This is a genomic window from Hyphomonas sp. UBA3601, from assembly GCF_002375605.1.
Classification (GTDB): domain Bacteria; phylum Pseudomonadota; class Alphaproteobacteria; order Caulobacterales; family Hyphomonadaceae; genus Hyphomonas.
This window is the reverse complement of sequence record NZ_DFME01000007.1, coordinates 461-14,171: the sequence shown is the minus strand read 5'-3', so window position 1 is coordinate 14,171 and position 13,711 is coordinate 461. Positions and strand designations below refer to the sequence as shown.

15 protein-coding genes are annotated in these 13,711 nt (G+C 57.0%); 4 read left to right on the top strand and 11 right to left on the bottom strand.

The features are described from left to right. On the top strand, positions 1-462 hold a 462-nt coding region (locus B4F73_RS00375; RefSeq protein ID WP_367116138.1), incomplete at its 5' end, for a tetratricopeptide repeat protein. A gap of 76 nt (positions 463-538) precedes the next feature. Here the strand turns inward: B4F73_RS00375 and B4F73_RS00370 are convergent. The 9 genes from B4F73_RS00370 to B4F73_RS00330 all read right to left on the bottom strand — a co-directional run bounded on the left by B4F73_RS00370 (position 539) and on the right by B4F73_RS00330 (position 9,600). Further along, complete coding sequence (locus B4F73_RS00370) at positions 539-1,558, bottom strand: type II secretion system F family protein (RefSeq protein ID WP_206992165.1); 1,020 nt, start codon at positions 1,556-1,558, stop codon at positions 539-541. A 9-nt stretch (positions 1,559-1,567) separates the two neighbouring features. Continuing rightward, positions 1,568-2,584, bottom strand: a complete 1,017-nt coding sequence (locus B4F73_RS00365) for a type II secretion system F family protein (protein ID WP_290482246.1) — start codon at positions 2,582-2,584, stop codon at positions 1,568-1,570. Between the two features lie 15 nt (positions 2,585-2,599). Next, on the bottom strand, positions 2,600-4,108 hold the full coding sequence (locus B4F73_RS00360; RefSeq protein WP_206992164.1) for a CpaF family protein: 1,509 nt from the start codon (positions 4,106-4,108) through the stop codon (positions 2,600-2,602). Positions 4,109-4,127: 19 nt separating this feature from the next. Next, positions 4,128-5,516 (bottom strand): AAA family ATPase, encoded by a 1,389-nt coding sequence (locus tag B4F73_RS00355; protein WP_290480478.1) that lies wholly within the window; start codon positions 5,514-5,516, stop codon positions 4,128-4,130. Between the two features lie 26 nt (positions 5,517-5,542). Next, entirely contained in the window at positions 5,543-6,241 is a 699-nt protein-coding gene (locus B4F73_RS00350; protein WP_290482245.1) for a CpaD family pilus assembly protein, read from the bottom strand. A gap of 22 nt (positions 6,242-6,263) precedes the next feature. Then, positions 6,264-7,829 (bottom strand): type II and III secretion system protein family protein, encoded by a 1,566-nt coding sequence (locus B4F73_RS00345; RefSeq protein ID WP_290482244.1) that lies wholly within the window; start codon positions 7,827-7,829, stop codon positions 6,264-6,266. A 2-nt stretch (positions 7,830-7,831) separates the two neighbouring features. Then, positions 7,832-8,674 carry a Flp pilus assembly protein CpaB gene (gene cpaB, locus B4F73_RS00340; RefSeq protein ID WP_051607960.1) on the bottom strand — a complete coding sequence of 281 codons (843 nt, stop codon included), beginning with the start codon at positions 8,672-8,674 and terminating at the stop codon, positions 7,832-7,834. A 100-nt stretch (positions 8,675-8,774) separates the two neighbouring features. Next, entirely contained in the window at positions 8,775-9,290 is a 516-nt protein-coding gene (locus tag B4F73_RS00335; RefSeq protein WP_206992160.1) for an A24 family peptidase, read from the bottom strand. 148 nt (positions 9,291-9,438) lie between these two features. Next, positions 9,439-9,600: a Flp family type IVb pilin gene (locus B4F73_RS00330; protein WP_084333459.1), complete on the bottom strand. Its 162-nt coding sequence runs from the start codon at positions 9,598-9,600 to the stop codon at positions 9,439-9,441. 306 nt (positions 9,601-9,906) lie between these two features. Between B4F73_RS00330 and B4F73_RS00325 the strand changes: the two genes are divergently transcribed. From B4F73_RS00325 to B4F73_RS00315, 3 genes are all read left to right on the top strand, one after another. After that, positions 9,907-10,350 (top strand): pilus assembly protein N-terminal domain-containing protein, encoded by a 444-nt coding sequence (locus B4F73_RS00325; RefSeq protein ID WP_051607959.1) that lies wholly within the window; start codon positions 9,907-9,909, stop codon positions 10,348-10,350. Between the two features lie 123 nt (positions 10,351-10,473). Beyond that, positions 10,474-11,031: a TadE/TadG family type IV pilus assembly protein gene (locus B4F73_RS00320; RefSeq protein WP_034816417.1), complete on the top strand. Its 558-nt coding sequence runs from the start codon at positions 10,474-10,476 to the stop codon at positions 11,029-11,031. Between the two features lie 5 nt (positions 11,032-11,036). Next, positions 11,037-11,642, top strand: a complete 606-nt coding sequence (locus tag B4F73_RS00315) for a TadE/TadG family type IV pilus assembly protein (protein WP_233347828.1) — start codon at positions 11,037-11,039, stop codon at positions 11,640-11,642. Between the two features lie 13 nt (positions 11,643-11,655). On the opposite strand, the gene B4F73_RS00310 is transcribed toward B4F73_RS00315, so the two are convergent. Next, the gene (locus B4F73_RS00310) at positions 11,656-13,158 is read right to left on the bottom strand and encodes an MFS transporter (protein ID WP_206992159.1); all 1,503 of its coding nucleotides are present in this window, start codon (positions 13,156-13,158) and stop codon (positions 11,656-11,658) included. Positions 13,159-13,250: 92 nt separating this feature from the next. Next, positions 13,251-13,711 (bottom strand): glutamate ligase domain-containing protein (locus B4F73_RS00305; RefSeq protein WP_290482243.1); only part of this gene is annotated, 461 nt, incomplete at its 5' end.

The window sequence follows — 13,711 nt, the reverse complement described above, 5'->3', positions numbered from 1 at the left end:
TTGGAACCGACTCGCACTGTGACACTCGCGAACTACGGCCTGTCTCTGGCACTCGCCGGAGACTTGCCGGGCGCCGAGGCGAAACTGAGACTGGCCGCCGACCAGCCCGATGCTGATTTGCGCGTGACCGAAAACCTCGCCCTGGTACTGGGACTGCAAGGCCGGTACGAGGAAATGGCTGAGGTCAGCAGCCGCTATGCGCCCGAGAGCATCGTAAAGAAGAATACCGCCCTGCTACAGGAAATGGTCCAACCAGTCCGGTCGTGGGATGCGCTGCAAGAGGCGCCCGAGGCCGTGGAGCCCCCTGCTCCTGCAAAGACGACCCAACCAAAAGCCAGTGTCACCAAACCCGTCAAATCAGAGACTCTCGCCTTGGCAGGCCCATCGTCTGAAGCGGAGAGCGACGATAGTGCCCCTGCGCCGGCTGCAACCGGCCTGCGGTTGCGCAGAACGCCTGGCTGACGAAACCATCCCTCCAGAAACGAAACGCGCCCGCCGGACCAGCCAGCGAGCGCGCTTCACTGAAGTCACCCGGACCTCAGCCCCAGTTCGTATCCGACTGCTCGATCGATGGCACTGACGCCTCGTCGCTGGCTTGCGAAGCCTTGAACCCGATATAGGCCGGGCCAAGCACTACGAGGAAAAGCACGGGCAGGAAGAACAGGATCATTGGCACGGTCAGCTGAGCTGGAAGGGCTGCTGCCTTCTTCTCCGCCTGCGCCATGCGCATGTCCCGGTTTTCCTTCGCCATCACACGGAGCGCATCGCCCAGCGGTGTACCGTAGCGTTCGGCCTGGCCCAACGCCATACAGACTGCCTTGATACCTTCATTGCCGGTTCGCTTTGCGAGATTTTCATAGGCTTGGCGACGTTCGGGCAAATAGGATAGCTCTGCAACCGTCAGGCCAAACTCCTCAGCAAGTTCGGAAGATGCCGAGCCGACTTCCTGACTGACCTTGGAAAAGCCGAGTTCGATGGACATGCCCGCTTCCACGCAGATCAACAGCATGTCGAGCGCATCCGGAAATGCCCGCATGATGGATTGCTGACGCTTCTGGGCCACATTGGAAATATAGATATTGGGCGCGTAGAAACCGGCCGCCGCGCCAAACAGCAATGAGCCATATTTCAAGACTGGTGCAAAGCCATGATCGTTCACGAAAAAGATGTAGAAGAACATCAGCAACGCGCCGACAAACGGCATGGTCATCCGTGCAAAGTAGAATGCCGACAATGGCCCAGGGCCGCGAAGGCCCGCCTTGGCAAGATTGTTGACGATGTTGGGATCTTCCAGCGCCTTCGCTAGGTTCAGTTTCGACGAAATGTTTCCGACAACAGAATCGTCCTTTCGACGAAGACCTTTGGGATTGTCCAGAGCTGCGCGGCTCTGCTTACGCAGCTTTTCCCGCTGATCGGTAACCGCCTTCAGGCGCGTCTCAAGCTTGTCGGTCTGCAAGTAGGGGAGCAACACGGATATGACCGTACCAAAGACAGCGAGTGCGATCAGCAGGGCTGCGATCGCGTCAGGCTTGGCCAGTGATGCAAGAATGTCCGTCATCTCTGTCCCTTACAAATCGAAATTGATCATCTTGCGCATGACCAGGATGCCCATGAACATCATCACCACACCGATGGTTAGAAACAGATGACCCGTATCCGTCGTGAACAGCTGCATGATGTAGGCCGGTGTCGTCATGTAGACGAGAGAGCCCACGACAAAGGGCAACGCCCCAATGATCATCGCCGACGCCTTGGCTTCAGACGACATGGCCTTGACCTTCTCGCGCATCATCTTGCGAGCACGAATGACGCTCGACAGGTTGCCCAAGGCCTCAGACAGGTTGCCCCCGGCCTTTGATTGGATCATCAGGACGATCATGAAAAAGTTCACTTCCTGAAGCGGCACGCGCTTGTAGAAAGTGTTCAGCGACCGCTCCAGCCCTGCCCCCATGGACAGGTTGTCGGTCAACATGGCGAATTCCGAGCGCAGGGGTTCAGGTGATTCCTTGGAAATGATTCGAACGCACTCGTTCAGCGGCAGACCGGATTTCACACCCCGCACAATGATGTCCAGCGCGTCCGCAAATTGGTTGATCATCTTCTTGTTGCGCCCATTGGTGGCCATGCCGAGCAAAATCCGCGGCAAGCCGACGGCGCCGAAGAAGAAGGCACCTCCGACCAACGCTGGCCGGCTCTTGAACGAAATGCCGCTGATCACGAGCCCGTCGAAGCCGAGAATATAGACTGTGCCGCCGAGCGCCATGCCGAGCACAAGTGAGAAAATCCAGAAGGCGGAAACAGGCACATCCAGCCCTGCCTGCGTCAGGCGAGAGCTGAGATTCTGTGGACGAATGGACTTGCGACGCTCCTTGTCCTGCTTGCGCATCGTATCCAGCATTTCCTGGGTTTTCTGACGACGCTTCGCATTTTCGTCCATTGCCTTGTCGCGCTTGCTCGCGCCGGACCCACCCGTGCCAATCGCCTTGGCCCGCTTGCGCGCGGCGTCGGATTTGTCACCAGTCAAGGCGATGCCAAGACCAGCAATTGTCAGAAAAGCGAGCCCGCCGATGACGTAGATCAACATGTTTGCGTCCATGCGTCAGGACCCCAATGCATCGAGCGCTGTGGCGAGGTCACGCTCCATATTGTAATAGGACGCACGCTCCCAGAAGCGCGGGCGGCCAACGCCTGTGCCTCTATGCGTGCCGAGCACCTTACCGTCTGCGTCTTCGCCATCGATCTCGTATTTCAGGACATCCTGAAGCACGATCGTCTCACCTTCCAGACCCATGACTTCGGTAATGTTCATGATACGACGTGAGCCATCCCGCAGGCGAGATGCCTGAACGACCACGTCGATTGAGCCGACGATCATTTCCCGGATGGTTTTGGCTGGCAGCGAAAAACCACCCATCGTAATCATGGATTCGACACGGCTGAGAGCTTCGCGCGGGCTGTTGGCGTGCAGCGTACCCATCGAGCCGTCATGGCCGGTGTTCATGGCCTGCAGCAGATCGAACGCTTCGGGTCCACGCACCTCGCCCACAATGATCCGCTCAGGACGCATACGCAGACAGTTCTTGACCAGTTCGCGCATCGTGATCTCGCCGGAGCCTTCGATATTGGGCGGGCGGGTTTCCAGGCGCACCACATGTGGCTGCTGCAACTGAAGCTCCGCCGAGTCTTCGCATGTAATTACGCGCTCGGTCGGATCGATAAAGCCGGTCAGACAGTTCAACAGCGTGGTCTTCCCGGAACCGGTACCGCCCGAGATCAGGATGTTACAGCGCGAATGTCCGATGATACGCAGAAGTTCTGCGCCTGGCTCTGAAATGGACCCGAAGTTCACAAGATCCTGCAGACGCAACTTGTCCTTTTTGAACTTACGAATTGTGAGCGTTGGCCCATCAATCGCCAGCGGCGGGGCAATCACGTTCACACGTGAGCCGTCAAGAAGGCGGGCGTCACAGATCGGGGAAGAGTCATCTACGCGGCGGCCGACCTGGCTCACAATGCGCTGACAAATATTCATCAGCTGGGCATTGTCACGAAACCGGATATTGGTGCGTTCAATCTTTCCGTTGACCTCGATATAGGTCGTATCGGCACCGTTCACCATGATATCGGCGATATCATCGCGCGCCAGCAATGGCTCCAGCGGGCCGTACCCCAGAACGTCGTTACAAATGTCGTCGAGCAGTTGTTCCTGCTCGGAAATCGACATTACAACATTCTTGATACTGATAATCTCGACGACGATGTCGCGGATCTCTTCACGCGCGCTTTCGGCGTCCAGCTGAGCGAGTTGCGACAGGTCGATCGTGTCGATCAACGCATTGAAGATGGTCATCTTCGTCGCATAATACTGGTCTGACTGCTGGTTCACCTTGCGAACCGGTTCCGGCTTGGCTTCCGGCGCCTGCACGCGCACGGGTTTGGAACCACCCGCCGACGGAGGTTTCGGCGCGCCCTTCACCGGCACCGGGTCGGGCACAGGTGGCTTTTTGGGCGTCGGCTTCGGCTTCACCTCAGCCGCCGGGGCCGGCTTTGGAGCTGGCGCTGGTGCTGTTAGTTGCGCGCTTGAGGCAGGTCGTTTTCCAAAGGCCATATGAAATTCCCCCTAGGGGTCACTTTCCCAGCAATTTCTTAAGGAACGACTTCTCCTGAGGCTCCACCGCCCGGCCTGTCAGCGTGGATGCCAGATGGTCGATGGCCTGCGCCGACTTGGACGCCGGATCCGTTTCAGAGATCATCTGGCCGTTATTCGCGGCCGTACCGAACAGCTCAGGATCGAAAGGCAGAATGACATCCGGCTCTACACCGATGGCAGCCGCGAAATCCTTCACCGGAATTTCCGGACGTTTTGGCACTCCGCTCATATTCAGCACGAGACGCGGTGGATGGTCGTTCGGCCGCTTTGCCTTGAGCTGGTCAATCATGTTCTTGCCGTTCCGAAGCGATGCGAGATCTGGCTGGCAAACCACAATCACTTCATCGGAGGCAATCAATGTGCTGAGCATCCAGCTTGACCAGATATGCGGCAAGTCAAGCACCAGGTACGGCACATTACGCCGTACGCCCTCAATCACGGTGGTGTAGGCTTCGTCCGGAATATCCATGATCTGATTGATCGTGGCGGGCGCTGTAAACAAGGACAGTCGGTCTGTCGGCTTGGCCAGCAAACGTTCAATAACGGATTCGTCGGCGCGCTCCGGTGCGAGCAGCGCATCAGCCACTGTCTGGGGCGTCTCCTGATTGAAGTCCAGAGCTGTCGTTCCGAAGGAAAGGTCCAGGTCCACAAGCGTGGTATTGACCTTGACGTTCTCAGCAAGCGCCCAAGACAAATTGTGGGCGATTGTCGAGGCCCCTACTCCGCCCTTTGCGCCCACAACAGAGATCTGCTTTCCGACAAATGGCGAGTCCGGGTTGACGAACAACTCACCGATTGAACGGATGATTTGCAAGGGCTGGAACGGCGGCACCAGATACTCACTCACGCCGCGCGCAATGAGCTGTCGATACAGCATGATATCGTTGACGGCACCGATCACCATGACTTTGACAGTCTCGTCGCAATGCTCAGCAAGCGCATCGATTTCACGAACAACCTGCCCAGCCGATTCCGACGATTCAATCATCAGCAGATTGGGAGTCGGATTCTCGCTCATATACGCAATGGCCGCGGGAATGCCGCCGGGGATGCATTCGACCGTAGCCCGGCCCATACGTCGGTCTTGCGCGCTGACTTCCAGCAGGCCGCGTGTTTCCTCGCGCTCATAGAACAGCTTGATGGATATGGCGGGCAACATGACGTCGCCACCGCTCGGCTCTGAATGTCCGAGGCCATGCGTATCATTGTCTGCAGTCAGGCCCATGGGTGCGCCTTCGGCAACAGCCTGGTCCACGCTGTCGTCAACCTCATTGAGGTCGATATCAGACGGTGTGTGGTCGGACATCGAATCTTCGGAAAAGACGTCCTCGAAATCGTCGTCGAACAATGCGTTTTCGTTTGACATTATCTACTAAGTCCTTCTCGTCCCCACTAGTTGCCGACCGCAGTCGACACAGAACCTGACTCGGCATCGCTCCGCTCGGCGCCGGTTGACTCGCCCTCGCGGAACTTTCCAAGGATTGTGCTTCGGCGTACGGGATCGCCCTCATCCAAAGCGCGCTGGCCCAACAAGTCGCCCGGATCCGATATCATTGCCGCAAGATTGGTCCGGATTGAGCAGCCAAGAGTAGGCAACTCATTGTTGGATGAAATGTCTGCCATGTTCAGGGAGGCGAGCGACGGGCAATCCGGCGCAATCGCATCATAGGCCTGATAAGCAAGGATCATCGGTTCCGACACAGTCGATTCTGCACCATGGCTGCTGCCCGAGATCTCTTCGTACTCCACGCCATTTTCCCACGCGATTTCGCGGGCTTCAGCAACGGCGGATACCGCGAGCTGGGGATTGGATGACGATTCCGGCAGCGACATGATCAGCGGGCCGTGGCCAACCGATCGGTAGCTGGCCACAAAGTTCTGGATGCGAGCTTTGTCACTCAGGCTCAGCTGGCTGGCCTCCGGGTGAATGTCGATCTCAAGAAATTCCGTGCGCTTTGCAACAGTAATGGGATTTCGATCAAGCGGCGTACCCTGAAGATATGATGCCGGCACGGCAGTCGGTGCCGCGCTGGAACAGCCCGTCACGGTCAGGGCGCCGAGCGCCGCGGCCAGAGCAAGAGGTGAAGTCAATAGCCTGGTCATCCTGGGTCCCCTACTCCTCAATAAATCCAACGGGTGCACGATAGTCGGAAGCGTCTACCTTTGCGCCGTTCTTGCCATATTGCTCATTGATCTTTCCGAAGAAGATGGTCTTGGCGTCCGACGCATTTGCGAAGCCATCTGCCGGTGTCCGCAACTGATCCTTGGACGTTGGATCCACCAGATACGGAGTGACGATCACGACCAGTTCGGTCTCTTCCTGAATGAAGTCACGTGATTGGAACAAAGCCCCAAGGATCGGCAACTTCTTCAGGCCTGGAACTTGGTCAAGGCTCTGACGTGACCGTGTCTGGATGAGACCTGCCATCATCATGGAGCCGCCGGACGGAAGTTCAATCGTCGATTCAGCGCGCCGCACTGACAAGGCTGGTAGTGTCACGCCCTCCACTGTCACAACATTGCCGGAATCATCAATCGTCGTTGTGCTGGTTCCCTGAAAGGCACCTTCTGACGAGAGCTCTGATACTTCAGTCGACACTTTCAGCGAAATGCGCCCTTCTGACAGCACGACCGGCGTGAAGCCAAGGCCAACACCATAGGGTTTGAACTCGACGGTAATGCGTCCGTTATTGTCCTGGCCGACAGGAACCGGGAATTCACCCCCGGCAAGGAATTTCGCAGCTTCGCCAGACATGGCGACAATATTCGGTTCGGCCAGCGTGCGCACGACGCCAATCCGCTCCAATGCATTGATTTCGGCCCCGATACTGGATTGCAAATCCGTACCGACATAGTTTTGGTAACCAATTGTGCCACCGAAGCCGCCAAGGCTCTGTCCCTGAACCGGATAGCTCAGTGAGCTGCCGATATCGCCATTGAAAGAATATGGCAGGCCCGGCGCAAGCGCGGTGGTCCCGGAATCCACCGGCACACCGCTTCCATTATCCACAAACAGCTGCCGCTCCACCAATGCAGCCAGATCTCCGAAACCCGGCGATCCGGTCAAATTGATGCCCAACTGCTTGACGGCATTGCGCTGCATCTCGACGATGCGCACTTCCAGAAGCACCTGGTCTTTCGCAGCGATGCTGATCATGTTGATGACTTGCGTGTTTTCGCCAGCCTGCACATAGGCAGAGACGAGACGCTCAACGGCATTGGATGCGCTCAAACTGTCTGCCGAACCAGTCAGAACAACGCTACCATTCATGCCCTCAATGCGCACACGGGCGCCGGGCACATGGCGTGCCACGAGCTGCTCCAGCGATGCCATGTCCATCTCGACCCCGATTTCGAGATTGAGGATCTGATTGCCGGCACTGTCGAATACGAACGCATTGGTCTGTCCAAAGCTCACGCCCCGGAAGATGATACGTTTCGCTGTCTGCACGACCGCGTCGGCAATGTCCGGATTGGTGATGACGACATCGGCGGCCGGAGTGTCGAGTTCGACAATCATCGACTTGTTCAGGCCGAGTGTGACCTGTTGGCTGTATTCCGATTGACCCGGATGCGTGATCCGTGTCCCCAAACTATCTGATTGGGCTTGTGCCACCGGAACGAGCGCAATGGCTGATGCCAATGCTGCAAGACCCGGTAAAATCCTGGACAATTTCATTTTCAGCTTCCCCCCGGCCCGGCATTTGATGCTTTGCCGTTCCGATAAATCAGAATGCCACCATTGCTGTTGCCGCCATTCTCAAGCATGTCGATCCGTGCTGCCCGGTCATAGCTATCCCCAACATCCGACCAGGGACGCAGCGATAGCGAAAGCGCGCCTTTGCGCTGCGAAAGCGCAATCAGTTCGGCTTCCTTGCTATCCACTTCCAACGTGGCCGTATTGCCCACTTGAGAGGCGCCGCCTTCATCATATGTCAGGTAGACCTGATCGATCGCCAGTACACGCACGTTCTGAATAATGGTTTCGGTGGCAGTCTGCGGCACCATTTCGCCATTCATCTGCATCGTGGCTTGATATGTCAGGATCACATCCACCCGATCATTCGGCAAAATAAAGCCGCCGGATGCCGATTCTGTAGATATTTCGACGGACATGGCGCGCATGCCGGGTTCAATCAGCGCCGCCATCGTGCCCGTATCACCCTTCTTCACCAGCTTGCGAGGCAGGATCGGCTCATTCTCGAATATAGGCACCCGCACGACACTGCCGGCCAGCTCCTCTATCGCCTCCGGTGAATCGGTCTCCGTGCGATAGCCAGCAACAATACTCTTTTCCGGCCAGTCCGCCCATTCCAGATCATCCACGGTCACGAGGTCACCGATGTCCAGGTCACGGCGTGCAACAAGCACTTTCGTCTCGGACACTTCGCGCGTTTCGACCACGGTCTGCTGCTCAGTCTGGATCGTCGGCGCAGGTGCCTGCGCGAGATTGCGGACAAGGAAAGCCGCCGCAATTGCGGCAACCGCAGCGCCGATCAGGATGATTAGACGAATTGGCGACATGAGGCCCCACTCCTCTGGAAACAAGACTCCGCGGACGGCCCTGAACGATTCAGAGTGGTCCGGTCAAAGGCGACCTTTTCACAAGGCCACTAAAGCATCGTTAACTGAAAAGACTGATCCGGCTTAATACATCGGTAAGAAATGGCGACTGGGGACCGGCGGCAAAAACACCCGCAGCAATCGCGACTCCGTAGGGAACGCCCGCCTTTTCCTCGAAAGGGGCGCGGACAGCTCCCGGAACCACTTCAACCGGCATGGTCTTGCGAACCAGAATGATGAGGATGGCGCATGCGCCACCCGCTACAGCCATCACGAACAGGAATGTGATGCTGGCACTCGGCCCGACCCAAAGCATCACGGCAGGGATCATCTTGGCGTCCCCTCCCCCAACGATATTGAACGCGAACAAGCCGAACGCGATCAGGAAGGCACACAAGGCAGTAATAAGGTGTCCCCCGATGATTTCCATCGGAACGCCTGAAACGAACGCTGCCGGCACGAACAACACTGCGAGCGTCACGTTCAACCAGTTCGGAATCGTCAGGCGATTCACATCATGAAGCGCTGCAAAAACGCACAAGGCCAGGAACAGGCCGGCAATCATGGCCAGGATCATTGAGGGTTTCCTTCAAGTCTGTTGCGAAGCATGCTGACCCAAAAGATTGAAGGAAGTTTTTAAGCTCCGCCGTATGAGCATAAAAAAGAAGCCGCCAGGTTTTCCCCGGCGGCTCCATTTGTATGGCAAGACTAAATAAGTCTTGGTCTTAGGCTGCGTTCATGTCGTCGGCAACGCCCTGGAACTTTTCGTTCACAGAATTACCGAGGGCGGTAGCACCGCCGATGATAGCAACAGCGATAAGCGCAGCGATCAGACCGTATTCAATAGCCGTAGCGCCGGACTCGTCTTTCAGAAAACGTGCAAACATTGGAAACTCCCATCATGCAATTGTTATTGCCCCGGCAATAATCCTCTACCCGGAACATGACTGACACTACCGGTTCATTCTCAATATCGCGTGAAAGAAAACAGAAAATCCGTGAAGGCAAAACAGGGTTTCGTTTACCTTCTTAGTGCCCGCAAATATTGGGCTTTTGGTGATTCGGAAATTGCCGGTCCAGTCCCCTATAATGACTAGAACAGCGAAATCTGGTCGTCGTGGGTACGCTATTAGGAAACGTGCAACCTTATTGGAAGAATGTGCGCGGGCTGAATTAAGTCTGGAGACAGCAAGATGAATCTGTTCGCGAAAATCTGCACACTGCCGGTTGCCGCTGCGCTTGTATCCCAAATCGCAGTCGCGGGCCCTCTGTCGGTAGAGGTGAACAAAACCATACCGGTTCACTTGCGCAGTGCAGCTGCCAGCGTCGTCCTGGGCAATCAGACAATCGCAGACGTTGCGGTCCATGATGAGAAGCTCATCTTCATTACAGGCAAGACGTTTGGCACCACCAATTTGCTGATTTTCGACAAATCTGGCCGCCAGATCTATTCCACAGACATCCTTGTTGTCGCGAATGAAGCGAATGTGGTGACGATCAACCGGTCAGGATCCAACTATACATATGACTGTGCACCTACCTGCCGCTCAACCCTCAGCGTTGGCGATGCTCCGGAGCACTTCGAACAGTATATCGATCAGCAAACGGGCGTGAAGGCACTGTCCGACAGCAATTGATTGACGGTTCGTACCGTTTCTCTGACCCGAATACATAAAATTCGACAGATTCGCGAAACTGGCTGATCACCCACATCTGATAGACACCTCACCTGATCAAATGGGTCTGTGTGGGTGACGACAATGACATTACAACTTGGCATTCTTGCGCCACGACTGCGCAGCAAGTTCAAGGCATGGTGTGAAAACCGGCGCGGTGCGACCGCCGTCGAGTTTGCGCTCGTATCCGTCCCGTTCTTCTTCCTGATCTTCGGCCTGCTGGAAATCTGCCTGATATTCATCATGTCCACAGTACTCGAACATGCGTTGGCGGAAGCCTCCAGAAAGATCCGTACCGGACAGGCCCAGGACAACAGCTTCACAAAAGTCGAGTTCCGGAACGAAGTCTGCTCAAAGTTCTACAATCTGCTCAATTGCGATGATCGCCTCTATATTGACGTGCGCTCGCTCGACAAGTTCAGCCTCGCCGACCTGACCACGCCGTTGGCCGGTGACGGTGAAATTGATGATACCGACTTCAAATATGATCCCGGCTCGGCCAATGATATTGTGGCTGTGCGTGTCTATTATGAGTGGTCCCTCATGACCCCGTGGGTATCGACACCTTTGTCCAACCTTCCAAACAATCGCCACCTGCTTCAGGCCAATGCGGTGTTCCGCAACGAGCCTTTCGGAGATTGATGACCATGACCAAGAAATCCCTGCTCTCTCGACTCAATCCCCGTCTCAAATGGCGCGGTGTGCGCGGCATTCGCTATAATGAGGAAGGCGTCTCTGCGGTCGAATTTGCGTTGATCGCACCAATCCTGATTTTCATCTATCTGGGCGCGGTCGAGCTGAGCCTGCTGATGCGGGTGGATCGCCGCGTCACATCAACCACGGCGAGCCTTGGCGACCTGACCGCACGTCTCGCAACGGTGACCGACGAAGACATGGAAGAAATGTTTGCCGCCGCAGAAGTCATGATGCAGCCATATGAGGCACAGAGCGCCACCATGCGGATCACCAGCATCGTCGACAGTGGAGACGGCAAGGCCGTTGTCGCATGGTCAGACGCCTACAAGATGACCGCCTATTCCAAAGGCGCGACGGTCACGGTCCCAAGCGGGATCATCTCGTCGCCAGGATCGATCATCTTGTCCGAAGTCGTCTATGAGTATGACAGCAAGATTGGTGGCTTCCTCAACACAACGATGACGATCGACGATGAATTCTATCTCCGTCCTCGCCGTGTCGACGCAATTGCCCGCGTGACCCTCGGAACTGGCGATTCTTTCGGCCCGACCAGCTAGGGTCCCCTGCCCTCTATTCAGCAGGCGTCTTGGACACTTTCACGGTTGTCAGTACCGCAAAGCCGCAAAAGAACAGAAGCGCGATGGCAGACATGCCGACTCGCTGGCTGTTCGACCATGTCGTGAACAATTCGATCAGCAAGGGCCCGATCCAGACAGTGACGGTGCCCGCAATCGCATAAAGCCCGAAGAACTCCCCCCGCATATGCGTTGGTGCAATGTGGACCAGCATCGACCGGCTCGACGAAATGTTCGCCGTGGCGAACACGCCGATCAGCGCCCCGTTCAGCAGGTAGGTGACGTCAGACAGGCTGGAGAAAACGGGTGCCTGCCACAGTTCGCGGTTCTCGATCAGGCCGAACAGGATGGAATCCCGCGTCACGGACAAGCCAAAGAACAAGATGATGACGATTGCCATCAGCTCCATCAGGAGCGCATTCTTCGGGCCGAGCTTTGAGTCGAACCAGCCGCCCGCCACACCGCCAATCGCCGCCCAGATCGAGGCCCAGATTGCGTAGACGGTCAGCTCGACAATGCCCCAGCCGAGGAACAGGCTGACATAGACGGCCGCCAGCGCCAGCAGGGCGAACATGCCATCGGCATAAATGGTACGCGCAATCAGGAATTTGAACGCTTCCCGATATTCAGCTGCCTTGCGCACTGTGCGGACAACCCCCGCAGCCCCTTCTTTGACCGATGGGAAAAACGGGGTCCCCTTCACACCCGTATCTTTGGCGTAAAGGAAAAACGGAACGATCATCACGGCCAGCCATACCGCGCAGATCGGTCCCGCAATGCGGAAATGCTGGTACCGTGCGGTATCAATACCGAACAGGGGCTCCGCGAATGGCCAGTTCAGCATATCCGGCAGGGCAAACATGAAGACGATTGCAACGAACAACAGCGTCGCCGCCGCATTGCCGAGTGCCAAACCAAAGCCCGACACGGCCGGGAGGGCGCTTGGCCGGGCGGCGTCGGGAAGCATGGAGTTATGCGTCACCTCACTGAATGTGTAGGTGACATAGGCTGCGATGAGGATGGCGATGATTGTGCCGGTGGAAAATCCGGATTCGCCAGGCACGGCCCACCAGAGCAGGAAGCTGAGCACAGACAGGACACCGAGGAACAGGATCAGGAGCGGCTTGCGCCTCAGGCCCCGGTCGAATGCCGCTCCGAGGAAGGGCGCCGTCAGCGCCGCAATCGCGCCCGCCCATTTTGACAGGGACGCCACCACGGCCTGTCCTTTTGCGCCAGCAACCTGGCGCGCGGTTTCCGGGTCCATCCCTTCCAGCTCTCCGCTGGCCATTATGTCCGCGCCAATGATGTCGCGGGCGAAATAGGGCGCGAACACATAGATGATGATGAGGATATAATAGGGATTGCGCGCCCATTCGAACCAGGCCCACGCAAAGCCCGTCTTGCCGAGCGCTCCGCCCTCCCCGGCCGTGTGCGCGCCTTGCGCAGCTACAATTGCAGCTTCTTCGTCCTGGCCGGGCGAAATGGATGTCTCGGTCATGCGGTATCCTCCCAAGTGCCGCTTGCCGGCATCTGTCGACTAGCGTGCACATTCGGAAAGAAAGTGAAAGCGGTTTTGCCGCTGTCGCAACGTCAGGCCGACAGCTTTTCCGCCAATTCGGCCGCGTACTTGGTGATGTCCCCCGCGCCGAGACAAACCACCATCGCGCCGGGCTCAGCCAGGGCTTTCAATGTCTCTGGCAATGCCTCCATGGACGGGATCGTTGCAGCACCGCGATGGCCATTGCGGACTATGCTGGCGACGAGGGTCTCATGGTTGAACCCGTCAATCGGGCTCTCGCCCGCTTCATAGACCGGCGCGACCAACACATGGTCAGCCTGGTCGAAACAGCGGGAGAAATCCTCGAACAGGTCGCGCAGACGTGTATAGCGATGCGGTTGGCAAACCGCGATCAGCTGGCCTTGCCCCTGCATGGCGCGGGCAGCCTTCAATACGGCCGAAATCTCTACCGGGTGATGACCATAATCATCAATAATGCGGACGGGCGGCTTGCCTTCGACCGGCACCCATTCCCCGACCTGTGTGAAGCGGC